General features: G+C 66.4%; 17 protein-coding genes. 4 read left to right on the top strand and 13 right to left on the bottom strand.

Annotated elements, in window-relative coordinates; all coding sequences use genetic code 11:
• Window positions 1–13 precede the first annotated feature (13 nt).
• Window positions 14–1,624, top strand: a complete 1,611-nt coding sequence (locus XI09_RS13350; RefSeq protein ID WP_271567251.1) for a phytoene desaturase family protein — start codon at window positions 14–16, stop codon at window positions 1,622–1,624.
• Window positions 1,625–1,912: 288 nt separating this feature from the next.
• Here the strand turns inward: XI09_RS13350 and XI09_RS13345 are convergent, their stop codons facing one another.
• Complete coding sequence (locus XI09_RS13345) at window positions 1,913–2,068, bottom strand: Flp family type IVb pilin (protein WP_092185258.1); 156 nt, start codon at window positions 2,066–2,068, stop codon at window positions 1,913–1,915.
• Between the two features lie 164 nt (window positions 2,069–2,232).
• Here XI09_RS13345 and XI09_RS13340 point away from each other — a divergent pair, with 164 nt between their 5' ends.
• A complete protein-coding gene (locus XI09_RS13340; protein WP_271567250.1) occupies window positions 2,233–3,120 on the top strand; it encodes a 50S ribosomal protein L11 methyltransferase in 888 nt (295 codons plus the stop codon).
• Window positions 3,121–3,251: 131 nt separating this feature from the next.
• Here XI09_RS13340 and XI09_RS13335 read toward each other — a convergent pair whose 3' ends face one another.
• A complete protein-coding gene (locus XI09_RS13335; RefSeq protein WP_271567249.1) occupies window positions 3,252–3,431 on the bottom strand; it encodes a hypothetical protein in 180 nt (59 codons plus the stop codon).
• A 188-nt stretch (window positions 3,432–3,619) separates the two neighbouring features.
• Here XI09_RS13335 and XI09_RS13330 point away from each other — a divergent pair, with 188 nt between their 5' ends.
• Window positions 3,620–5,449, top strand: a complete 1,830-nt coding sequence (locus tag XI09_RS13330; protein ID WP_271567248.1) for an aminopeptidase P family protein — start codon at window positions 3,620–3,622, stop codon at window positions 5,447–5,449.
• 354 nt (window positions 5,450–5,803) lie between these two features.
• Window positions 5,804–7,081, top strand: coding sequence for a multidrug effflux MFS transporter (locus tag XI09_RS13325; protein WP_271567247.1), 1,278 nt, complete (start codon window positions 5,804–5,806; stop codon window positions 7,079–7,081).
• 108 nt (window positions 7,082–7,189) lie between these two features.
• Here XI09_RS13325 and ligA read toward each other — a convergent pair whose 3' ends face one another.
• From ligA to murG, 11 genes are all read right to left on the bottom strand, one after another.
• On the bottom strand, window positions 7,190–9,337 hold the full coding sequence (ligA, locus tag XI09_RS13320; RefSeq protein ID WP_271567246.1) for an NAD-dependent DNA ligase LigA: 2,148 nt from the start codon (window positions 9,335–9,337) through the stop codon (window positions 7,190–7,192).
• A 167-nt stretch (window positions 9,338–9,504) separates the two neighbouring features.
• Window positions 9,505–11,178 carry a DNA repair protein RecN gene (gene recN, locus XI09_RS13315; RefSeq protein ID WP_271567245.1) on the bottom strand — a complete coding sequence of 558 codons (1,674 nt, stop codon included), beginning with the start codon at window positions 11,176–11,178 and terminating at the stop codon, window positions 9,505–9,507.
• A gap of 13 nt (window positions 11,179–11,191) precedes the next feature.
• Entirely contained in the window at window positions 11,192–12,082 is an 891-nt protein-coding gene (locus tag XI09_RS13310; RefSeq protein WP_271567244.1) for an outer membrane protein assembly factor BamD, read from the bottom strand.
• A 245-nt stretch (window positions 12,083–12,327) separates the two neighbouring features.
• Window positions 12,328–13,290 (bottom strand): UDP-3-O-acyl-N-acetylglucosamine deacetylase, encoded by a 963-nt coding sequence (gene lpxC / locus XI09_RS13305; RefSeq protein WP_271567243.1) that lies wholly within the window; start codon window positions 13,288–13,290, stop codon window positions 12,328–12,330.
• Between the two features lie 359 nt (window positions 13,291–13,649).
• Window positions 13,650–15,452, bottom strand: coding sequence for a cell division protein FtsZ (gene ftsZ, locus XI09_RS13300; protein WP_271567242.1), 1,803 nt, complete (start codon window positions 15,450–15,452; stop codon window positions 13,650–13,652).
• Between the two features lie 87 nt (window positions 15,453–15,539).
• A complete protein-coding gene (gene ftsA, locus XI09_RS13295) occupies window positions 15,540–16,862 on the bottom strand; it encodes a cell division protein FtsA (protein WP_271567241.1) in 1,323 nt (440 codons plus the stop codon).
• A complete protein-coding gene (locus tag XI09_RS13290) occupies window positions 16,859–17,887 on the bottom strand; it encodes a cell division protein FtsQ/DivIB (protein WP_271567240.1) in 1,029 nt (342 codons plus the stop codon). Before XI09_RS13290 ends, ftsA begins: the two co-directional genes overlap by 4 nt.
• Window positions 17,888–18,226: 339 nt before the next feature.
• Entirely contained in the window at window positions 18,227–19,213 is a 987-nt protein-coding gene (locus tag XI09_RS13285) for a D-alanine--D-alanine ligase family protein (RefSeq protein WP_271567239.1), read from the bottom strand.
• 137 nt (window positions 19,214–19,350) lie between these two features.
• Complete coding sequence (gene murB, locus XI09_RS13280) at window positions 19,351–20,268, bottom strand: UDP-N-acetylmuramate dehydrogenase (RefSeq protein ID WP_271567238.1); 918 nt, start codon at window positions 20,266–20,268, stop codon at window positions 19,351–19,353.
• Window positions 20,269–20,455: 187 nt separating this feature from the next.
• The gene (gene murC / locus XI09_RS13275) at window positions 20,456–21,859 is read right to left on the bottom strand and encodes a UDP-N-acetylmuramate--L-alanine ligase (RefSeq protein WP_271567237.1); all 1,404 of its coding nucleotides are present in this window, start codon (window positions 21,857–21,859) and stop codon (window positions 20,456–20,458) included.
• Between the two features lie 123 nt (window positions 21,860–21,982).
• The gene (murG, locus tag XI09_RS13270) at window positions 21,983–23,083 is read right to left on the bottom strand and encodes an undecaprenyldiphospho-muramoylpentapeptide beta-N-acetylglucosaminyltransferase (protein WP_271567236.1); all 1,101 of its coding nucleotides are present in this window, start codon (window positions 23,081–23,083) and stop codon (window positions 21,983–21,985) included.
• Window positions 23,084–23,298 lie beyond the last annotated feature (215 nt).

Raw genomic sequence — 23,298 nt, 5'->3', positions numbered from 1 at the left:
CGCCAGGGAAATCATGACCGAAACCGACGTCGTCATCATCGGCGCTGGCCATAACGGCCTCACCTGCGCGGCCTATCTCGCGATGGCGGGCTTGCGCGTGCGCGTGGTCGAGCGTCGCAAGGTGGTCGGCGGCGCGGCGGTCACGGAGGAGTTTCATCCGGGATTCCGCAATTCTGTCGCAGCCTACACCGTGAGCCTGCTCAATCCGCAGGTGATCCGCGACCTCAGGCTTGCCGAGCAGGGCCTGCGAATCGTCGAGCGGCGGGCGCAGAATTTTCTGCCCGCGCCGGACGGCAGCTATCTGCTCACCGGCGAGGGACGGACAAAAGCGTCAGTCGCGCGGCTGAGTGCGCATGATGCGGATGCACTCGACGGCTTCTCGCGCGAACTGGAAGACATCGCCGACGTTCTGCGCCAATTCGTGCTGCGCGCACCGCCGAACCTGCTCGACGGTTTTGGCACGAACGCGATCCGCGAGGCCGTGAACGCATTGCAGAGCGCCAACATCCTGCGCGGGCTGACGCTGGAGCAAAGCCGCAGCCTGCTCGATCTCTTCACCCGCTCGGCCGGCGAGATGCTGGACGAGCGGCTCGAGCATGATCTCGTCAAGGCGCTGTTCGGCTTCGATGCCATCGTCGGCAATTATGCCAGCCCCTACGCCGCCGGCTCAGCCTATGTGATGCTGCATCACGCCTTCGGCGAGGTGAACGGCAAGAAGGGCGTCTGGGGCCACGCCATCGGCGGCATGGGCGCGATCACCCAGGCGATGGCGCGCGCCGCGCAGGGCCGTGGCGTCGCGATCGACACGGACGCCGGCGTGCGCGAGGTGATCATCGAACGCGACCGCGCCGTCGGCGTCGTGCTGGAGAACGGCGCGACGATCCGCGCGAAATATGTCGCGGCCAACGTCAATCCAAAGCTGCTCTATACGCGGCTGATCGCGGCCGACGCCCTGGCGAAGGACTTCCTCGCCCGCATCCGGCACTGGAAGAACGGCTCCGGCACCTTCCGCATGAACGTGGCGCTGGACCGCCTGCCCTCCTTCACGGCGCTGCCGGATGACGGCGATCACCTCACCTCGGGCATCATCCTGGCGCCGAGCCTCGGCTACATGGACCGCGCCTATCTCGATGCGCGCGCGCACGGCTGGAGCCGAGAGCCCGTGGTCGAGATGCTGATCCCCTCCACGCTCGACGACACGCTGGCGCCCGCAGGCAAGCATGTCGCGAGCCTGTTCTGCCAGCACGTCGCGCCGGAGCTGCCTGAAGGGAAATCCTGGGACGACCATCGCGACGAGGTCGCCGATCTCATGATCGCGACGGTGGACAGCTACGCGCCGGGTTTTGCGTCAAGCGTGCTCGGCCGCCAGATCCTCTCGCCGCTCGATCTCGAACGGCAGTTCGGCCTCCTCGGCGGCGACATCTTCCACGGCGCGCTGACGCTGAACCAGTTGTTCTCGGCGCGGCCGATGCTTGGCCATGCCGATTATCGCGGGCCGCTGAAAGGCCTCTATCACTGCGGCTCCGGCGCCCATCCCGGCGGCGGCGTCACCGGCGCTCCCGGCCACAATGCGGCGCAGGTGATCTTGCGGGATCACCGCTCTCTGTTCGGAAGCCGTGGATAGGTCTGTGGACGGGCTGTGGACAGGCTGTTGGCAGGTGTGTGCCCAGGAAGAGGATGGCGGCACCAGACCATCGGGACAAGTCTGGGGACAGGCGGTGCAAAACCGCCGCGCAAGGACGGGATGAGCCGGTGGATAACGCTCTGGCAAATGGCGGACAACCCGTGGATACCGGCTGGGAATCGCACGCGGGAAAAACGACTTCGCCCGCCGGGAGCAATTCCCGTGCGGGCGTTAGTCAGACATAGCCTACGAAGAAAGTAGCCCCCGCTGGGAAATGGGAGGCGGAAATTACTTCAAGGAGGTGCTAATCGAAGTGAACTTTTCGTTCATCGTGGTGCCCAGGCCGTTCACCACGGTGATGATCGCCAGCGCGATACCGGCCGCGATAAGGCCGTACTCGATTGCGGTCGCACCGGACTCATCGGACCAGAACTTCAAAATCATGCGCGTCAAGACTCGCCTCCATTTCTATCTCAAGGTGCGTTGGTTGGCCCCAACATCCGGAAATCTACGGGATGCGACCTTCGGGCGGGTTAATCGCGGAACTGCAAGTTGTGCCAAAAATTGGGAACAAAAGTTCCAAAAATTAAACCCGACGGAACCCTAAGATGCAGCTTTCCCCCACCCATCGCGCCAGCTTTTCGATCGGCAGCGAGGCCGCTGCCCGGCGTGTCGTCGACGTGCTCACCGAGATGTTCTTCGAGGGCGATGCGGCGGTCGCTGCGTTCGAGCGGCCGGACGGACAATGGGACGTCACGCTGCATTTTGCGGATGCGCCGGACCAGGCCTGGCTGCGCGAACTCGTTGTAAATTCGGCAGGAAATGACATCGCCGACACGCTTGCCTTCGATACCGTCGAAGCCAAGGACTGGGTCAAGGCCAGCCTGGAAGATCTCGTCCCGGTGCCGGCCGGACGCTTCGTCGTGCACGGCAGCCATGACCGCGACCGCGTCGCGCCGAACAAGCTCAAGATCGAGATCGAGGCGGCGCTCGCCTTCGGCACTGGCCATCACGGCACCACGCGCGGCTGTTTACTCCTGCTTGACCATGTCCTGAAGAGTTCCCGCCCGAGCAACGTGCTCGACCTCGGCACCGGGACCGGCGTGCTGGCGATCGCGGCCGCGAAGGCGCTGCATCGCGCCGTGCTTGCCTCCGACATCGACCCGCCCTCGGTGCGGGTGGCGGCCGAGAACGGCCGGCTGAACGAAGTCGGTCACCATGTGCGGGTGATCCGCGCCACCGGCTTCGCCGCGCCCGATTTTGCCCGGGCCGGCCCGTTCGACCTGGTGCTGGCCAACATCCTTGCCAATCCGCTGCGGCACCTGGCGAGCCCGATGGCGCAGCACCTTGCGCCCGGGGCGCGCGTCATCCTCTCCGGCCTGCTAACGCACCAGGCCCCCGCCGTGATCGCCGCCTATCGCGCACGCGGCCTCGTGCCGCTGCGGCATTTGCGGATCGAGGGGTGGAGCAGCCTCTTGCTGCGGAAGGTGGGGTGAAGTGCAGCAGTGAACGGCGTAGGGTGGGCAAAGCGAAGCGTGCCCACCGAGTTCATCTGCGATCATGGGGAGATGGTGGGCACGGCGCTCGGCGCCTTTGCCCACCCTACGACGACATCGCCATCGCCACGCTACTCCGCCGGCTTCTCGTCCCGGCGCATCGCGCGCTCATCCTGCAAGGTGCGCCTCGCGCGGCGCTCGGCGATACGGTCGATCATCTGGCTGATGAGACCGCGCGGCTTCTTCGGTGTCGTTGCGGCCGGGGCCCGGCGGACCGGCGGCGAAATCTTCTCAAACGTGAACGCTGGCATCGTGTGTCCCCTCGCCGTTGAGTAGAAACACTTGCTCGAATTTCCCTGTTATCCGGACGGAGCTCAAAGGCTGCATCCCTTTACTCCAGTCGACTCAAGCGGAACTTTTTCAAGCACAGTCCATGCCAGATGCGCCGCGAATGCGTCCACATTGCGGAGTGACCCCCGTGATCCTAAAGTGATCCACCATGTTCGAAGCACACTTCCAGACATTCGAGGAGCCCGAGGCCGGCGTCGCATTGACGGCGCGCCTTGCCGCGCTCCGCGAAGAACTCGCCCGCCGCAAGCTGACCGGCTTCGTCATTCCGCGCGCCGACCAGCAGCAGAATGAATATGTGGCGCCTTCGGAAGAGCGGCTCGCCTGGCTGACCGGCTTTACCGGATCGGCGGGCCTGGCGGTGGTGCTGGCCCGCGAGGCCGCATTGTTCGTCGACGGCCGCTACACGATCCAGGCGGCCAAGCAGGTCGACGCAAAGGCCTGGGCGGTGGAATCGCTGATCGACCCTCCGCCGGAGAGCTGGGTCTCGGCGCATCTGAAAGCCGGCGACCGCCTCGGATTTGATCCCTGGTTGCACACTTTTGCGGCAGCCGAACGCCTCGCCGCCGCCTGCACCAAGGCCGGCGCCGAGCTGGTGGCGGTCGACAGCAATCCGGTGGACGCGGTCTGGCACGACCGGCCGCAGCCGCCGCTTGCTCCCGTCGCCGTGCACGGAATGCAACATGCCGGCCTCGGCGAAGCCGAGAAGCTGGCGCAGATCAAAAGCGAGATCGCCAAGCTCGACGCTGACGCGCTGGTGCTGTCGGACAGCCATGCGGTGGCCTGGACTTTCAACATCCGCGGCGCCGACGTCGCGCATACCCCGCTGCCGCTGTCCTACGCACTGGTCCCGAAGGACGGCCGGCCGACCATCTTCATCGACCACCGCAAGCTTTCCAACCTGACGCGCGACCATCTCGAGCAATCGGCCGACGTGCGCGAGCCCGATGCGATGGCGCCGACGCTGATGGCGCTGGCCAAGAGCGGCGCCGCGATCGCGCTCGACACTGCCACCGCGGCCGATGCGCTGAGCCGGCTGATCGCCGGCGCCGGCGGCAAGCCTGTGCGCGGCAGCGATCCGATTGCGCTGCTCAAGGCGGTCAAGAACGCGACCGAGATCAGGGGCACGCAGACGGCGCATCGCCGCGATGCCGTGGCGCTGGCGCGCTTCCTCGCCTGGGTCGATCGCGAAGCGCCCAGCGGCAAGCTCACCGAGATCGACGCAGTGGAAGCGCTGGAGACGTTCCGCCGCGACACCGGCGCGCTGAAGGACGTGTCGTTCCCGACCATATCGGGCACCGGCCCGAACGGCGCCATCGTGCACTACCGCGTCACCCGCAAGAGCAACCGGCGCATCGCGCCCGGCGACCTGCTGCTGATCGATTCCGGTGCGCAATATGAAGACGGCACCACCGACGTGACGCGCACCATGGCGGTCGGCGAGCCCACGGGCGAGATGCGCGACCGCTTCACCCGCGTGCTGCGCGGCCATATCGCGATCGCGCGCGCGATCTTCCCCGACGGCACCAATGGCGCTCAGCTCGACACGCTGGCGCGGCAATATCTCTGGGCCGCCGGCGTCGATTTCGAGCACGGCACCGGCCATGGCGTCGGCAGCTATCTCAGCGTCCACGAAGGGCCGGCGCGGATCTCGAAGCTCGGCACCACGCCGCTGAAGCGCGGCATGATCCTCTCCAACGAGCCCGGCTACTACAAGACCGACGGTTTCGGCATCCGCATCGAGAACCTCGAGCTCGTGGTCGCCGCCGACATCAAGGGTGCCGAGAAGCCGATGAACGCGTTCGAGACGCTGACCCTGGCGCCGATCGACCGCCGGCTGATCGATGTCGCCATGCTGAGCCGCGACGAGCTCGACTGGCTCAATGCCTACCACGCGCGTGTGAGGGCCGAGGTCGGGCCGGCGCTGGACGAGGCAACGAAGGCGTGGCTCGATCAGGCGACGGCGGAGCTGAAGGCGTAAGCTCGCCATTCCGGGGCGCATGGCACTACGCGATTTGCGCACGGCTGCTTCCTCACGACAGCTGTCATGCCCCGCCACCGGGTCTCGCCTTTGGCGAGCCCGATGACAGGCTCCGGCGGGGCATCCAGTACGCCGCGACCTCTCCGTATAGAACTACTGCCTCTGGAATACTGGATTCCCCGCCTTCGCAGGGAATGACACCGCTTCTGTAGCGCGAGCAACGCGCCCAATCGGTCGCCATCGCGCCCTCATCATAACCATCCCGGAATCGGTATGGCCGCATTCCGAAACGCCGATATCCGTCTTGCGCGAGCGCGCTACAGTTCGATTCGAACTTGTCAGAGACGGACACGCATGCACGGCATGATCAGCAGGCCGCCGGAAGCGGCAATGAAGACCATCGCGACCTCGCGCGTGGTGTTGCTGCTGCTCGTCGTCATGACCGGGATTGCGCCGATCTCGCTGTACATGCTGGTTCCGGCGCTCCCGGTGCTGGCGACGAACTTCGGCAGCGACATCTCGGTCGCGCAGATGACGGTGTCGCTCTTCATGGTCGGCATCGCCTGCTCGCAGCTGGTCATGGGCCCGCTGTCGGACAAGTTCGGGCGGCGCCCGGTGCTGCTCGCAGGGCTCGCGCTGATGGTGGCGGCGAGCGTTGCCTGCATCTTCGCGCAGAACCTACCGCAACTGATTGCCGCGCGCTTCTTCCAGGCGCTCGGCGGCGCCACCGGCATGGTGGTGAGCCGCGCCATCATCCGCGACATCTACGAGCGCCAGCGCGTCGCCTCCATGATCAGCCTCGTCGTCGCGGCCCTGATGATCGGACAGATGCTCTCGCCGCTCACCGGCGGCCTGATCGAGACCGCGTTCGGCTGGCGCGCGATCTTCTACGCCATCACCATCGGCGCAGTTGCGGTCGCCGTCGGCATCGCCGTGGCGCTGCCGGAAACGCGCCGCAGCCGCGCCGCCGGCAGCGGCTTTCGCGCCGACATCGGCACCCTGATCAGGAACCGCGCCTTCGTCGGCTACGTGATGTGCCAGGTGCTGGCCTCGCAGATCATATTCACCTTCGCCGGCGGCGGCCCCTACATCGTGGTGACGCAGATGGGCCGCAGCAGCGCCGAATACGGCGCTTGGTTTGCGACATCAGGCTTTGCGTATCTCGTCGGCAATCTACTCTGCGTGCGCTTTGCGCCGCGCCACGCGCTGGAAAAGCTGATCTGGTTCGGGCTCGGCCTTCAGCTCAGCGGCAGCCTGTTGAACCTGGTCTGGAGTTTCGCCGGCTGGAATGAAGCGCCCGCCTGGCTGTTCGGCACGCAGATGATCGTGATGGCCGGCAATGCCTTCGTGATGGCGAATTCCGCCGCCGGCGCGATCAGCATCCGCCCCGAAGCGGCCGGCACCGCGTCGGGCGCGATGGGCTTCCTCCAGCAGGGCATCGGCGCGCTGATGTCGCAATTCGGCGCCTATCTCGGCGGCCACTCCTCAACGACGCTGCCGCTGACCTCCGCCGTGCTCGCGATCTCGCTGCTCTGCGCCTGCATGATGATCTTCGTCGTCCCCCGCCGCGAGATCGTGGTGAGCGAGACGCTGATCGAGCAGGCGGAGGAGGAAGAGAGCGGGATGATGTGAGGGGTGGCACGCCGCCTCCCCGTCATTGCGAGCGAAGCGAAGCAATCCAGAGTCTTTCCGCGGCGACGGGCTGGATTGCTTCGCTTCGCTCGCAATGACGAAAAAACCTCACTCCCCGATCAGCTTCAGCCACTCGTCTTCGGTCAACACCTTGACGCCGTGCTTGTTGGCCTCGGCGAGCTTCGAGCCAGCGCCGGGGCCGGCTATGACGAGATCGGTCTTCTTCGACACCGAGCCCGACACCTTCGCCCCTAGACGCTCGGCGGTGGCCTTGGCTTCATCCCGCGTCATCTTCTCCAGCGAGCCCGTGAACACCACGGTCTTGCCGGCGACGGCCGAGTTGCTCTTCGGCTTCTCGGCGTCGACGATCTCGACTTCCCTGGTCAGGCGCTCGACGATGCCGCGATTATGGCTCTCGCCGAAATAATCGGCGATGCTCTTGATCACGGTGTCGCCGATCTGGTCGAGCGCATCCATATCCGCCATCGCCTCCTCGTCGCCCTTGGCGACCTTGAGGCAGGCATCGTGGAACGCGTCCCAGGAGCCGTAGCCGCGCGCCAGCGCCAGCGCGGTGGTCTCGCCGACATGTCGCATGCCGAGCGCATAGACGAAGCGCTCCAGCGCGATTTTGCGCCGGCTCTCGATGGCGGCGAAGAGGTTGCGCACAGAGGTGGCGCCGTAGCCCTCGATCTCCTCAAGCTTGAGTTTCGAGTTGCGCTTCTCCAGCGTGAAGATGTCGGCGGGCTCCTTCACAAAACCTTCGTCGAAGAAGTACTGGAGCTGCTTCTCGCCGAGGCCGTCGATGTCGAAGGCGCGCCGCGACACGAACAGTTTGAGGTGCTCGATCTTCTGATAGGGGCAGGCGAACTCGCCGGTGCAGCGGGCGCGCGAGCCCTCTTCGCCCGCCGCCGTCTCCTCGCGCGTGACGTCGGTGTGCAGCGGGCACGGGCACTTCTTGGGGAAGTGGAATTCCCTGGCATTCTTCGGCCGCTTGTCGAGGACGACGTCGACCACCTGCGGGATGACGTCACCGGCGCGCTGGATCACGACGGTGTCGCCGATCCTGATGTCGCGGCCCTCGCGCAACACCTCGCCCTTGTTGCCGATGCCCTTGATGTAATCCTCGTTGTGCAGCGTGACGTTCTGCACCATCACGCCGCCGACGCCGACCGGCTCGAGCTTGCCGACCGGCGTGAACGAGCCGGTGCGGCCGACCTGGATCTCGATGTCGCGCAGCACCGTCATGGCGCGCTCGGCCGGGAATTTGTGCGCGATGCCCCAGCGCGGCGTGCGCGAGACGAAGCCGAGCCGCTCCTGCCAGTCGATGCGGTCGACCTTGTAGACAACGCCGTCGATGTCGTAGTCGAGCTCGGCGCGCTCTTCCTCGATTCTCTGGTGGAACGCGATCAGCTCCTCGACCGAGTGGCACAGCCTGGTCAGCGGATTGGTCTTGAAGCCGCAGCGCTCGAACCAGTGGATCATGCCGGTCTGCGTCTCCTCCGGCATCGCGCTCATCTCGCCCCAGGCATAGGCGAAGAAGCCCAGGGGGCGTGAGGCGGTGATGGTCGGATCCTTCTGGCGGAGCGAGCCGGCCGCCGAGTTGCGCGGATTGGCGAAGATCGTATCGCCGGCGGCCTTCTGCCGCTCATTGAGCGCCAGGAAAGCCTTCTTGGTCATGTAGACCTCGCCGCGCACCTCGCAGATGTCGGGGACATTGCGCCCCTTCAGCTTCTGCGGGACGTCTTCGAGGGTGCGGATATTGGCGGTGACATCCTCGCCCTCCGCACCGTCACCGCGCGTCGCCGCGGTGACGAGCTCGCCGCCCTCATAGCGCAGCGACATCGAGAGACCGTCGATCTTCGGCTCGGCGGAGAAGTCGATCTTGTCGTCGTCGAGCTTCAGGAAGCGCACAATGCGGCCGACGAAGTCGCGCACGTCCTCTTCGGCAAAGGCGTTGTCGAGCGACAGCATGGGGACGGCATGCCGCACCTTCCTGAAGCGGCCTGACGGCGCCGCGCCGACCTTCTGCGAGGGCGATTCCGCGCTGACGAATTCCGGAAAGCGCTTTTCGATCGCGTTGAAGCGCTGGCGCAGCGCGTCGTATTCGGCGTCGGTGACGGTGGGCGCGTCATCCTGATAATAGCGCTTGTCATGCTCTTCGAGCTCGAGTGCGAGCCGCATGAGCTCGACCTTGGCCTGCGCCTTGGTGAGCTCGGTGACGTCACGGAGCGGTTTGGATTTTGCTGCTCTTGCCATGGTGCTTGGATACGACGGAGCGGGCGGGAGGGTAAAGATGGGCGGAGGTCTTGTTCCCCGGATGCTGTGCCGTGCTTCTTCAGCGGTGCACTGCAGAGCCGGGGCCCATGCGGCGGCATTCTGGGTCCCGGCTCGCGGCGCGCTGCGCCGCGTCCGGGACACGAGGCTTAAGCCGTCGCCGCCTTGAGCAGGCGGTCTGCGGCCGCCCTCGCCTCGGCGGTGATCTCGGCGCCGGCGAGCATGCGCGCGATCTCCTCGCGGCGGTGGTCGGCGACCAGCGCGTTGACGCGGGTGGCGACGCGCTTGCCCTTGTCGAGGGCGTCCTTGGAGATGAGCAGATGCTGGCCGGCCCGCGCGGCGACCTGCGGGGCGTGGGTCACGGCCATCACCTGCACCTTGCCGGCAAGCCGCGCCAGGCGCCCGCCGATGGCGTCGGCCACTGCGCCGCCGACGCCGGTGTCGATCTCGTCGAACACGAGGGTCGGCGCCGAGCCGCGGTCGGACAGCACGACCTTGAGCGCCAGGAGAAAGCGCGACAGCTCGCCGCCGGAGGCGACCTTCATCAGCGGGCCCGGCTTGGTGCCCGGATTGGTCTGCACCCAGAACTCGACGCGGTCGATGCCTTGCGGCCCCGGCGCGGCCTCGTCGGTTTCGACCTGGGTCATGAATTTCGCGCGCTCGAGCTTGAGCGGGGCGAGCTCGGCATTGACGGACTTGTTGAGCTTCTCGGCCGATTTCTGCCGCGCCATCGACAGTTTCTTCGCGGCAGCGGCATAACGCGCATCGGCCTCGATCGCAGCCTGCTCCAGCTTCTTCAGCCGCGAGGCGCCGGCATCGATCAGCACGACGTCGGCGGCGTATCTGGCGGCGAGCGCGGCGAGTCCGTCGACCGGCGTCGAATATTTGCGCGAGGCGGCGCGCAAGGCGAACAGGCGCTCCTCGATGCGTTCGAGCTCGGCCGGGTCGAAGTCGGTTGCGGCCAGCGCCGCCTGAAGATGCTGGTCGGCTTCCTCCAGCGCGTTGATCGCGGCGTCGATCGCCTTGACCGCGGGCTCGACCAGCGCCGGCGAATTGACGCCGCGGCGCTCCAGCCGGCGCACCGCGGCCGACAGCGCCGCGACCGGCGAGTGGTTGCCGCCGACCGCCTCCTGCGCCTCGCGCAGGTCGGAGGCGATCTTCTCGCCCTGCATCATCGTGGTCCGGCGGGACGCCAGCGAAGTCTCCTCGCCGTCCTTGGGGGCGAGCTGCTTCAGCTCGTCGGAGGCGTGGCGCAGATAGTCGGCCTCGCGCGCGGCCCGCTCCATGCCGGCGCGATGCTCCTCCAGCTCGGTGTTGGCGGTGCGGCGCGCATCCCAAAGCGACTCGACGATCGCAACGTCCTTCTCGAGGCCGGCAAAGGCATCGAGAAGGCGGCGGTGAGTGGCGGCATCGACCAGCGCGCGCTCGTCATGCTGGCCGTGGATCTCGACCAGGGCGGCGCCGACCGCCTTCAGCGTCTGCACGCTGATCGACTGGTCGTTGATGAAGGCGCGGGTGCGGCCGTCGGCGAGCTGGACGCGGCGGAGAATCATCTCGCCGGTGTCGTCGAGGCCGTTCTCGGCGAGGATCGCCGTCGCGGGGTGATTTTTGGGGATATCGAAGACGGCCGTGACCTGCCCCTGCTCCGCGCCGTGGCGCACGAGGCCGGCGTCGCCGCGGCCGCCGAGTGCCAGCGCAAAGGCATCGAGCAGGATGGATTTGCCCGCACCGGTCTCGCCGGTCAAAACCGCGAGGCCCGTTGCGAATTCGATATCGAGCCGTTCGATCAGGACGATGTCACGGATCGACAGACGCGCCAGCATGGAACCAAATTTCCTAGCCGAGGCCCATTTTCTTGAAGGTCTTGCTGATCCAGGACCCCTGATTCTCGCTCGGCTCGAGACCGCCGGATTTTACAAGATTGTAGGCGTCCTTGTACCAGCGGCTGTCAGGAAAATTGTGGCCAAGTACGGCCGCCGCCGTTTGCGCCTCGCCGACGATGCCGATCGCCATATAGGCCTCGGTGAGCCGGTAGAGCGCTTCCTCGACATGGCGTGTGGTCTGGTACTGCGTAACCACGGCCTTGTAGCGGTTGATCGCGGCCGTGTAGTCGCGCTTCTGCGCGTAATAGCGGCCGACGTTCATTTCCTTGCCGGCGAGCTGGTCGCGCGCGCCCTCGATCTTGGCCTTGGCGGAGGTCGCGTATTCGGACGTCGGATATTTACGGACCACCTCTTCCAGCGAGGCGATCGCCTTCTCGGTGCGGGTCTGGTCGCGGCTGATGTCCGGAATCTGGTCGTAATGCGAGGCGGCGATCAGGTATTGCGCATAGGCCGCGTCCGGGCTGCCGGGATGCAGCGTGACATAGCGGGTGGCGGCGCCGATGCAGCTGTCGTAGTCGCCGCCCTGGTAGGACGCATAGGCCGACATCAGCAGCGACTTGCGGGCCCAGTCGGAATAAGGATGCTGGCGGTCGACCTCTTCGAACTTCTTGTTCGCCGCCTTCATGTCCTTCTTCTCGTTCATGAGGTACAGGCCCTCATTGTAGATCTTGTCGGCGGGCTCCTCGACGAAGGTGTCGTCCTTGGCGGTGAACTTGTCCCAGAGCGCGCCGGTGCCGCAGCCGGCCAGCGGCAGCGCGAGCATGATGAAGGCAGCGGCCTGAAGCAGCCCGCGGGCGAGAGGCGAGATCAAGAGATATCCGCGCGTCATACGCTGTGCCGACATGAGTTTAAGCCCTGACGCCCTGTGATGCGGTACCCGCCAGCCCACGAACCTCGTCATGGGCGCGAATGTAGCCGTGGTGCCTGCCGTGCGACCACGCCGATGTATCCGAAAAACGATCGTTAACCAACCGTATGGGCAGGCATTTCGCCCGGATTAAGGCGAACGTGCCGCAATGCTAGTCGATCATGGTTACCAGGAGTTTCCCGGGGACAGCCGCCGCCAGACGCCCGCGGCCACAGGTCTCTTCAGGACACGTCCGGCCCGTAGGCCGCGGCGATCCGGCCGCCAACGATACCGCGACCGGTTTCGACCACGGGACGCGTGGTGCGGCGCACCGCCTCGCCCTCGACCACCCGCCAGGCGGAACGGTCGGCAAGCAGCGCGGTCAGGACGGCGTGGTTGAGCTTGTGGCCGCCACGCACCGAGCGGTAGGCGCCAAGCAGCGGCAGGCCGGCCAGCGCGAGGTCACCGATCACGTCCAGCACCTTGTGGCGGGCACATTCGTCGGCGTAGCGCAGGCCCTCGGTGTTGAGCAGCCGCTCGTCGTCGAACACGACGGTGTTGTCGAAGGAGGCGCCGAGCGCATAGCCCGCGCCCCAGAGCCGGGCGACGTCGCACATCAGACCGAAAGTCCGGGCGCGGCCGACTTCGCGGCGGAAACGTTCCGGGCTGAGGTCGAAGGCGTAGCTCTGCCGGCCGATGACGGGATTGGTGAAGTCGATCTCGACCTCGGCGCGGAACCCGTTGGCGTAGGGCCGGATCTCGCCGAAGGAGTCACCCATCTTGACCGAGATCGGCTTCAAAACCTGGATGAAGCGGCGCTGCGCCGGCTGGGTGACGATGCCGGCCTGGTCGATCGCCGTAATGAAGGCCGCGGCGCTGCCGTCCATGATCGGCACTTCCGGCCCGTCGATCTCGATCGTGGCGTTGTCAACGCCCATGCCCCGCAGCGCAGCAAGCACGTGCTCGGCGGTGGAGACCAGCGGACCGCTGCGATCGCCGAGGACGGTCGCGAGGTCGGTCGCGATCACCTGCTCGGCGGTCGCCTGAACTTCGCGGTCACTTCCCTCAAGGCCGGTGCGGACAAAAACAAAACCTGCATCGACGGGCGCAGGTCCGAGCGTGAGGGTGACGGGAAGACCGGAATGAACGCCGACGCCGACCACGGTGGCTTGCGCACAAAGCGTTGTTTGCCGGCTAAATTTCATCAGGAACCGCCCCACTACGACCCACTGCGACTTATACTCGACCCGACCGACCGGCCAAGCCCGCCGTCCGAATCCGTATCCCCAAGTCACGGCAAACCATAGTCACTGCCCCAAACAGCGCCAACTCACGCTTTTTTACCGATTGTTACCCCAAACCTGCCGTATTCGCGCCAAGGCTTAACCAAATTGCGCCGAGGTTTTGGGCCGCTGCCGGCAGTTTTACTGAACCACCGAATACGTAATTAATGATTTAAAATCAGTTGCTTGGCCATGCAGCCCAGGCATGCCCGGTCAAAATGGAAAGGTCCCGGCAAGCTTCCCGCCGGGACCTTTTTTCGTCTGCCTTATTGTAACAATCCTCAGGTCGCCTGCCGCCGCAGGAAGGCCGGGATATCAAGATGGTCGTCTCCCTGTGGCGCCGGCGCAACAGGCGCGGAACGGCCATGCATGTCGAGGCCCTGCGGCGCGGGACGGCGGGCATACTCCGATACCGGCTCGCTGGCCGCGATCTGCTGCGCCACGCTCTTCTGCGGACGGCGGTCCGGCAGCGGCGGCATCGCGGGACCCGTGGTGCGGGCGGCAACCGGCGGCTCACTCTCCTCGTCGCGGCGGCCGAGGCCGACATTGGCGAGGCGCTGGAGCAGCGACAGGCGGCTCTTCTGCGGGGTCTCTTCTTCGACCTCGCCGCGGGCCTGACGAATCTCGGCCTGGGCCGGCATCGGCAGTTCGTCGAGGCGAGGCATCCGCGGCGCCCGCACCGGCGCACGCTCGGCCTGCGGCGGGATGAAGTTTTCGGGCGTCATCGGCTCCTGCATCGCGACCGGGGCCATGTCGGGCTCCGGGAACAAGGTCGGCTTCTGCGCGATCGGGCGCACGGTGACGTCGCCGTAGGTCTGCATTGGCGCGGGCGCCTGCGGGACGTCGGCAACGGCAGCCGCGATGGCGGCGAGCGCAGCGCGCTCGACGTTCGGACGCGGCGCCATCGGCGCGGCAGCCGGCGCGGAGGCGGACGCCGGGCCCTGCGTTTCCAGCTTCTGGGCACGTTCGGCCAGGCGCTGGTTGTCGGCACGCAGACGCGCGGTCAGATCGGCGAGACGGCTCTCGGCCGCGGCGGCCGGAGCTGCGGGAGCCTGCTGCACCTGCGGCGCTGCGTTCGCAACCGGGGCGCTGGTGGCCTGGCTGTTGCGGGCGATCGTGGCCTGCTCGATGCCGGTGGCGACGACGGAAACGCGGATCAGGCCATCGAGCGCTTCGTCGAAGGTGGCGCCGACGATGATGTTGGCGTCCTGGTCGACCTCCTCGCGGATGCGGGTCGCGGCTTCGTCGACCTCGAACAGCGTGAGGTCCTTGCCGCCGGTGATGGAGATGAGAAGGCCCTTGGCGCCCTTCATCGAGCTATCGTCGATCAGCGGGTTGGCGATCGCAGCTTCAGCGGCGGTCAGCGCGCGCTTGTCGCCGGAGGCCTCGCCCGTGCCCATCATCGCCTTGCCCATTTCGCGCATGACGGCGCGGACGTCGGCGAAGTCGAGGTTGATCAGGCCTTCCTTGACCATCAGGTCGGTGATGCAGGCGACGCCCGAATAGAGCACCTGGTCGGCCATCGCGAAGGCGTCGGCGAAGGTGGTCTTCTCGTTGGCGACCCGGAACAGGTTCTGGTTCGGGATGATCAGCAGCGTGTCGACCACCTTGTGCAGCTCGGCGATGCCGGCTTCGGCAGTGCGCATGCGGCGAGCGCCCTCGAAGTGGAACGGCTTGGTCACGACGCCAACGGTGAGGATTCCCATGTCGCGCGCGGTCTTGGCGATGACGGGAGCAGCACCGGTGCCGGTGCCGCCGCCCATGCCGGCGGTGACGAACACCATGTTGGCGCCCGAGAGATGGTCGCGCAGCTCGTCGATCACCTCTTCCGCCGCCGCGGCGCCGACGTTCGGCTGCGAGCCGGCGCCGAGGCCTTGCGTGACCGCCGTGCCCATCTGCACGATGCGCTGCGCCTTCGACATCGTCAGCGCCTGCGCGTCGGTGTTGGCGACCACGAAGTCGACGCCCTGGAGGCCCGCCGTGATCATGTTGTTGACGGCGTTGCCACCGGCGCCGCCGACGCCGAACACGGTGATCCGGGGCTTCAGTTCGTGAATATCAGGAACATTGATGCTGATGGTCATGTTTGCCTCTCGATCACGCGCGCGTGGGTTCGCCCCGGCCGGCGGCCGCGGGAGTTGGTGAAAATCGGGAATTACGGAAAGGAGTCATCAGAAGCCCTCGCGTAGCCATCGTCCAACCTTTCCGAAATAACCGCCGGTCCCTGTCCTGACCTGCTGCCGCGTATGCCGCGGTTCGACATGTTCCTGGTGAACATATTGCGGGTAGACGAGGAGTCCGGCCGGCACCGCGAACGCGGCGTTCTTCGCCTCGTTGGGCAGCCGGCCGAAGCCGAGCGGACGTCCGACCCGCACGGGCCGGCCGAGAATCTGTGTTCCGAGTTCGACGAGGCCGGTCAGCTGCGAGGCGCCGCCCGAGAGCACGACGCGGCCGTTGGGCTCTGACGCGAAGGGCGAATCCTTGAGCCGGTCCCGGACCATTTCGAAGATTTCCTCGGCACGGTGCTTGACGATGTTGGCGATGGTGGCGCGGGAGACGATCTGCGGCAGATCCTGCTCGTCACCGGCTGTCGGCACAGACATCAGCTCACGCGAGTCCGATCCGCCGGTGATGACGGTCCCGTATAACGTCTTGATTCGCTCGGCATCGGCAATGGTCGCGGAGAGTCCGCGCGCGAGATCCATCGTGATGTGTTGCCCGCCGACCGCAAAACCCGCCGCGTGCACGAAGCGGCCGCCGGCATAGACCGCCATCGTGGTGGTGCCCGCGCCCATCTCGACGACGGCCGCGCCGAGATCGGCCTCGTCGTCGGTCAGCACCGACAGGCCGGCGACATAGGGGCTCGCCGCCATGGCTTCGACATTGATGTGGCAACGCTCCACCGCGAGCATCAGGTTCCGTGCCACGGTGGCGTCACAGGTGACGACGTTCATGTCGACACCGAACTGATGCGCGACCATGCCGCGGGGATCGCGGATGCCCTTGACGCCGTCGAGCGTGTAGCCGACCGGCAGCGCGTGCAGCACGGTACGGCCCTCGCCGGTGGCGTGACGCATGCCGGTCGAGGTGACGCGGCTGACGTCGGCCGGGGTCACGGCGCCGCCGCGGATGTCGGCGGCGGCTTCGACCAGCTGGCCGGAGAGCCGGCCGCCGGAGACCGACAGCAGCACGGACTCGACCCGCACCTTTGCCATCTTCTCCGCAAGCCCGACGGCCTGGCGCACCGCCTGCTCGCATTCGCCGAGATCGACCACCGCGCCGGCCTTCATGCCGCGCGACTGGATCTGGCTGTAACCGATCAGTTCCACCGCGTGGGTGCGGCCGCGCAACGCGTCGCTCGGCGCCGACGGCTTCAGCCGCGCGATCATGCAGGCGATCTTGCTGGTGCCGATATCGAGGCAGGCGACGAGACCGCCGCGCTTGTGCGGCATCTGGCGCGTCTTCGGCGTCTGGGTGCGATCGAGACCGGTCATGCAGCGTCCCCGGCCTTCTTTTTCTTCTTGTCCTTGAACTGGTCTTCGCGCGCCTTGGCGGCGTCCTCGGACAGCTGCACCACCAGGCGATCGGGCAGGCGCATGTCGACGGCGACGATATCGCGGGAGAACAGCTTGTCTTCCTTGTCGAGCCTGGACAGCATTGCAAGCGCGTTGCCGACGTCCTGTTCGGGCAGGCGGATGTCGAGGCCGTCCTTGAGCCTCAGGTTCCAGCGCCGCTCGCCGACGAAGACCGCGGCCTTGGTGATCGAGTTGACCTGCGGATAGCGCGCCAGCAGCGCGAGGAAATCGCGGGCCTGCGTGTCGGCGCCCTTGCCGACCACGAGCGGCAGCGACAGGAACCGGCGCGAGACATAGGGCTCGAGCACGGCGCCGTCATCGGCGATGACGGAGAGGCGGCCGGCCTCCTGCCACAGCGCGAACGCCTTGCGCTCGGTGAGCTCGATCATGAGCTGGCCCGGATAGAGCTTGAGCACGGTTGCATCCGCGATCCAGGGATTGGCCTTGAGCTTGTCGCGCACGGCGTCGGCGTCGAGGAACAGGAGCGAGGAACGGCCGCTGACGCCGCCGATCGCGAGGATCTCGTCCTGGGTGAGCTGCTTGCGGCCGTTGATCACGACGGAGGTGATGCGGAAGCCGGCGGAATTGGCCATCGCGTTGCGGGCGTCGTTGACCGCCGTGACGAAATCCTGGAGATGGCCGCCCTTGACGATGCCGAAGCCGCAGCTTCCGATCAGCAGCAGCACGGTCATGCTGATCCCGACCCGGCGCGGCAGATAGCGCTCGACCAGCGCGACCACGCGCGGCGGTGGCTCGCGCTCGACCACGGCCTTCGCTTTGATCTTGTCCTTGGCGGCAGCGCGGACCGCGTGAAGTCTTTCCTGGCGCTTGTCCTGCACCCACTCGCGCAGAAGCACGACCGCTCCGATAGCGGCCGCCTTCAGATCAGCTTGGGGCCTCAGCGATCTCAGAAGCGACCGGGTGAGGCTTCCTGCACCATCCATTGCACGAGCTCGTCAACAGTTTGCCCGCGACATCGCGCGGGTCCTGGCGAACATGACGTCTCGGACTTGCCGGGCCGGATCAGCAGACGAAGCCTCTCCCATCAAAGCGTTCGCTGGAGGTGACATCACCCGCAACAGCTCACGCGCCGGCAGCCAAAGCGCCATATGCGCCGCCAGCGTTAACCTTCGGATGTCCTGGTAAACAAAAGGTAAACTTCGTTAACGCCGGATGCTTTTTGCCCAGCCCTGTGAGGCATTTATGCCGCGATGTCCGGCATTTTACCGGATTTGGGGCCCAAAACGGGCCGTTTCGCCCGTTTGGCCGTTAACCAGTCCTAATTATTTCCGCGCACCCCGGCCGGCGAGCTCGACCAGGCCGTGCAGGAAGTCGGCGAACGCGATGCCCTCGGCCTTCAGCGCCTTGGGGTAGAGCGAGGACTTGGTCAACCCGGGGAGCGTGTTGGTTTCGAGATAGACGAGGCCCTTGGCCGAGACGATGAAGTCCGAGCGGGAATAGCCGGTGCAGGACATCGCCCGGTGCGCCAGCATCGCCTGCTCCTTGAGCGCGGCGGTGATCTCGGGTGCGAAACGGCCGGGGCAGATCTCCTGGGTCGATTTCAGAAGGTATTTTGCGGCGTAGTCGAAATTGCCTTCGCCCGGAATGATCTCGATCGGCGGCAGCGAGACGATCGAGCCGTCGGTGCGCTCCAGCACGCCGCAGGTCGCCTCGACGCCGGCAATATAGGGCTCGATCACATACTCCTCGTGCTTCGCGGCATTGCGGACGGCGACGAGGTCCTGCCTGGCGTTGACGAAAATCAGGCCGTAGCTCGACCCGTCCCGCGCCGGCTTTGCGATCAGCCGGCCGTATTCGGCGAAGGCCTCGTCGATGTCGTCCAGCGCAATGTTTGCGGGCGGCGTCACGCCGCCGAGCGCGGCGAAATGCTTGGCCGCGATCTTGTCGAAGGCGAGATGCGAGGAGGCCGAGCCCGAGCCGGTGAACGGCACGCCGCGCGCCTCGCACATCACCTGCAATTCGCCGTTCTCGGCACGTCCGCCATGCAGGCCGAGCACCAGCACGCGGTTCTCCGCCTTGGCCTGGTCGAGCGCCTGCGCCAGCGGAATGCCTGATGTGCCGGGCTTGAACTCGTCTTCGAAGGGGCGAGCATGTTCGAGCAGTTGCTTCGACTGCACCACATGCACCTTGTCCTCGACGTCCCACCACCAGAGATCGGCCTCGGGCAGCGCCTGATGCAGCGCCTGGGCCGAGGCGACCGAAACCAGACGCTCCCGGTTGGAGCCGCCGAAGAGGATGGTGATGCGCATGTTCTTTGGTCCGTCACCTATCTGTGTTCGTCATTCCGGGGCGCGCTGAAAGCGCGAGCCCGGAATCCATTTCTCCACAGTCTCTGCGGCCTGATGGATTCCGGGTTCTCGCTTCGCGAGCCCCGGAATGACGACGATCATGAAACCCCGATCCGCTTGATTTCCCAGTGTAGCTCAATTCCGGAATTGGCCTTCACGCGCTCGCGCACGGTCTCGCCCAGCGTCTCGATGTCGTGCGCGGTGGCATCGCCCGTGTTGATCAGGAAATTGCAGTGCATCTCGGAGACCTGCGCGCCGCCGACGCGCAAGCCCCGGCAGCCGGCGGCGTCCACCAGCTTCCAGGCGGAATGGCCGGGCGGATTCTTGAAGGTCGATCCGCCGGTCTTTTCGCGGATCGGCTGTGCGGTCTCGCGATGGCTCTGCACCTCCGCCATGCGCGCGCGGATCGCGTCCGCATCCTTGACCTCACCGCGAAAGCGCGCAGACGTGAAGATGACGGAGGGGTCGGCGCCGCTGTTGCGATAGACGAACTTCATGTCGGCATTGGAGAAGACGTGCTTCGTGCCGTCGCGCCCGACGCCTCGCGCCTCGATCAGCACGTCCTTGGTCTCGCCGCCATTGGCGCCCGCATTCATGCGCAGCGCACCGCCGATCGTGCCGGGAATGCCGAAATAGAATTCGAGCCCGCCGATATTGGCGCCAGCCGCCACCTCCGCCACGCGCTTGTCGAGCGCAGCCGCGCCTGCGGTGACGATATCACCGCTCGCGCTCGCCTCGCCAAAGGCGCGCGGCGCCAGACGTATCACCACGCCCGCAATGCCGCCGTCGCGCACGATCAGGTTGGAGCCGACGCCGACGACATAGACCGGGATGTCGGAAGCGAGATGCGCGAGGAAATAAGCGAGATCGTCCTCGTCCGCCGGCGTGAACAGCACCTGCGCCGGACCACCGACGCGAAACCAGGTCAGCTCGGCCAGCGACTGGTTGGCCAGCAGCCGGCCGCGCAGATCAGGCATCGCGGCTTTGAGCGAGGGGGTGATGTCGGGAAAACTCATGCCGCATCCTCAAGTGAGGGAGGCAAGCTCTCTCCGTTCCCTCCCCCCTTGCGGGGGAGGGTCAGGGAGGGGGGTAGCCCCAAGCGAGATTGGAGTTTGTGGCTACCCCTCTCCCCCGCCCTCCCCCGCAAGGGGGGAGGGAGCGCAGTGTGCCGTGTGGCTATCTGTAAGACTCTCATGAGAGCGCCTACCCCAGCGCCTTCAATTCGCCCGGCAGCGCATACGCCCATTGCGTGATGTTGCCGGCGCCAAGGCACACGACGAGATCGCCCGATGTCGCGAGCCCCTTGACGATGCCCGCGAGCTCCGGCGCCGCCGGCAGCGCGACCACCTCGCGGTGGCCATGGGCGCGCAGGCCGGCGACGAAATGATCGCGGTCGATGCCTTCGATCGGCGCTTCGCCGGCGGCATAGACATCGGCGACGATCACCGCGTCCGCATCGTTGAAGCAGGTGCAAAATTCCTCGAACAGCGATTGCAGGCGGGTATAACGATGCGGCTGCACCACGGCGACGATCTTGCCGTTGGTGGATTCCCGCGCCGCCTTCAGCACTGCTGCGATCTCCACGGGATGATGGCCATAATCATCGATGACGGTGACGCCGTTCCACTCGCCGGTCTTGGTGAAGCGGCGCTTGACGCCGCCGAAGCCGGCGATCGCCTTGCGGATCGCATCGTCCGTAACGCCGAGCTCGCGTGCGACCGCAATCGCGGCCGTCGCATTCGAGGCGTTGTGCCGGCCCGGCATCGGCAGCATGAGATCGGCGATCTCGTGCACGGCGCCGGTCTTGCGATCGCGGAACGCGACCTTGAATTTCGATCCGCCACCCATCGGGGTGAGATCGACCAGTCGCGCATCGGCCTGCGGATTCTCGCCGTAGGTGATGATGCGGCGATCCTCGATCTTGCCGACGAGGCTCTGCACAACAGGGTGATCGATGCACATCACGGCAAAGCCGTAGAACGGCAGGTTCTCGACGAAATGGCGGAAGGCGTCCTGCACCGCCTCGAAGGTCTTGAAGTGATCGAGATGCTCGGGGTCGACATTGGTGACGATCGCGACATCGGTCGGCAGTTTCAGGAACGTGCCGTCGCTCTCGTCGGCTTCGACCACCATCCAGTCGCCGGCGCCGAGGCGCGCGTTGGAGCCGTAGGCATTGATGATGCCGCCGTTGATCACGGTGGGATCGAGCCCGCCGGCATCGAGCAGCGTTGCAACCATCGTCGTCGTCGTGGTCTTGCCATGGGTGCCGGCGATCGCGACGCAGCTCTTCAGCCGCATCAGCTCGGCCAGCATCTCGGCGCGGCGCACCACGGGAATGCGCCGTTCGCGCGCCGCCATCAATTCCGGATTGTCGCGCTTGATCGCGGTGGACACCACGACGACCTCGGCGCCGTCGACATTCTCCGCCTTGTGGCCGACCGAGACCTTGGCGCCCTTCTTGCGCAGACGGTCGAGATTGTAATTGTCGGAGGCGTCCGAGCCCTGCACAGCGTAGCCGAGATTGACCAGCACCTCGGCGATCCCGCTCATGCCGATCCCGCCGATCCCGACGAAGTGGATGGGTCCGATCTCGCGCGGCAGTCTCATGCTCTGTTCCCTGACCTCGCCGCCGGAGAAGGCGGCATCTGGCGAAGGTCACGGCCAAATCAGCCGCGCGCCTTTCCTACTGGATGCCCCGCTTTAGAAGGCGAAGACAAGGGCTTTTTCGCGTCAGATTCCCGCGACCTTGACCACCAGATCGGCCAGCCGCTCGGCGGCATCGAGCCGCCCTGCCCCCTTCGCAGCCGCAGCCATGGCGGCAAGGCGCGCCGGCTCGGCGGCGAAAGCGGAGATTTCGGAAGCCAACCGATCCGAGGTGAACTCGGTCTGCGGAATGCGGATCGCGCCATCGACCTTGGCCAGCACGCCGGCATTGGCGAATTGGTCCTGGTCGATCGAGCCCGGCAGCGGCACCAGGATCGACGGCCGGCCGATGGCGGCGAGCTCGGCGACGGTGCCGGCGCCTGAGCGCGACACCACCAGATGGTTGGAGGCGAGCCGCGCCGGCAGATCGGTAAAGAACGGCGCGAGCTCGGCGTTGATCTTGAGCCGGTCGTAGACGGCGCGCACGCGATTCATGTCCTCGTCGCGCACCTGCTGGGTGAGGATGAGCCGGCCCCACAGCGCAGGCTCGAGCCGCTCGATCGCGCCCGGCACGATGTCGGCCATGATACGCGCGCCCTGGCTGCCGCCGACGACGAGCAGGCGCAGCGGGCCGTTCGCCTCGGGCGCGGCATAGGCCACGGCGGCCGCGGCGAGGATCGCCGGTCGCATCGGCGTGCCGACGGTCGTGGTCTTGCCTGATAGCGCCGGGTCGCGATCGAGCACGCCCGGCAACGACGTCGCGATGGCGCGGACGCGGCTCGACAGAAACCGGTTGGCGCGGCCGAGCACCGCGTTGGCGTCATGGATGATGCCGGGCACGCCGGCGAATTTTGCCGCGACCAGCGGCGGCAGCGTCGGATAGCCGCCGAAGCCGACGACGGCGACGGGCTTCAATCGCTTGATCAGGCGATAGGCCGACAGCGTGCCGGCGGCGAGCGTGAGACCGGCATAGGCGAGCTGGAACGGATTGCGGCCGCGCGCAGTCTCGCTCGATACGACGTCGATCATGTCCTTGCTGAACAGCCCGCTATAGCGCAGCGCCCGCTCGTCCGTGACGAGACGCACGCGAAAGCCGCGCCGGATCAGTTCGACGCCGAGCGCCTCGGCCGGAAACAGATGGCCGCCGGTGCCGCCCGCGGCGAGAAGAATCAGGGGGGAGGTGTCCATGGCGGCCGTATTTACAGGGAAAGGGCGACCATTGCGAGCCAGCTACCAGAGGCTCGTGCCCCGGGCGCAGCGCAGCGCGCCGCACCTTGCGGCGTGGTGCGCTGCTGAACCGGGGCCCATGGTGCACCGTTCTGGGTCCCGGATTGCATGTTGTCGGCATCTTCCTGAAGGAAGATGGGACGCCGGCGGGACCTCGCGGTCCTGGAAGATCCTGA

This window comes from Bradyrhizobium sp. CCBAU 11386, assembly GCF_028128955.1.
Lineage (GTDB): Bacteria > Pseudomonadota > Alphaproteobacteria > Rhizobiales > Xanthobacteraceae > Bradyrhizobium.
This window is presented reverse-complemented; position numbering and strand designations above follow the sequence as displayed.

Bases quoted from the DNA above. Each gene is read 5' to 3' on its own strand.
- XI09_RS13310 (WP_271567244.1), bottom strand. From the start codon at position 12,082: ATGTCGGCACAGCGTATGACGCGCGGATATCTCTTGATCTCGCCTCTC.
- XI09_RS13330 (WP_271567248.1), top strand. From the start codon at position 3,620: ATGTTCGAAGCACACTTCCAGACATTCGAGGAGCCCGAGGCCGGCGTC.
- XI09_RS13350 (WP_271567251.1), top strand. From the start codon at position 14: ATGACCGAAACCGACGTCGTCATCATCGGCGCTGGCCATAACGGCCTC.
- XI09_RS13290 (WP_271567240.1), bottom strand. From the start codon at position 17,887: ATGGATGGTGCAGGAAGCCTCACCCGGTCGCTTCTGAGATCGCTGAGG.
- XI09_RS13285 (WP_271567239.1), bottom strand. From the start codon at position 19,213: ATGCGCATCACCATCCTCTTCGGCGGCTCCAACCGGGAGCGTCTGGTT.
- XI09_RS13335 (WP_271567249.1), bottom strand. From the start codon at position 3,431: ATGCCAGCGTTCACGTTTGAGAAGATTTCGCCGCCGGTCCGCCGGGCC.
- recN (WP_271567245.1), bottom strand. From the start codon at position 11,178: ATGCTGGCGCGTCTGTCGATCCGTGACATCGTCCTGATCGAACGGCTC.
- XI09_RS13345 (WP_092185258.1), bottom strand. From the start codon at position 2,068: ATGATTTTGAAGTTCTGGTCCGATGAGTCCGGTGCGACCGCAATCGAG.
- XI09_RS13325 (WP_271567247.1), top strand. From the start codon at position 5,804: ATGCACGGCATGATCAGCAGGCCGCCGGAAGCGGCAATGAAGACCATC.
- murG (WP_271567236.1), bottom strand. From the start codon at position 23,083: ATGGACACCTCCCCCCTGATTCTTCTCGCCGCGGGCGGCACCGGCGGC.
- murC (WP_271567237.1), bottom strand. From the start codon at position 21,859: ATGAGACTGCCGCGCGAGATCGGACCCATCCACTTCGTCGGGATCGGC.
- lpxC (WP_271567243.1), bottom strand. From the start codon at position 13,290: ATGAAATTTAGCCGGCAAACAACGCTTTGTGCGCAAGCCACCGTGGTC.
- ligA (WP_271567246.1), bottom strand. From the start codon at position 9,337: ATGGCAAGAGCAGCAAAATCCAAACCGCTCCGTGACGTCACCGAGCTC.
- XI09_RS13340 (WP_271567250.1), top strand. From the start codon at position 2,233: ATGCAGCTTTCCCCCACCCATCGCGCCAGCTTTTCGATCGGCAGCGAG.
- murB (WP_271567238.1), bottom strand. From the start codon at position 20,268: ATGAGTTTTCCCGACATCACCCCCTCGCTCAAAGCCGCGATGCCTGAT.
- ftsZ (WP_271567242.1), bottom strand. From the start codon at position 15,452: ATGACCATCAGCATCAATGTTCCTGATATTCACGAACTGAAGCCCCGG.
- ftsA (WP_271567241.1), bottom strand. From the start codon at position 16,862: ATGACCGGTCTCGATCGCACCCAGACGCCGAAGACGCGCCAGATGCCG.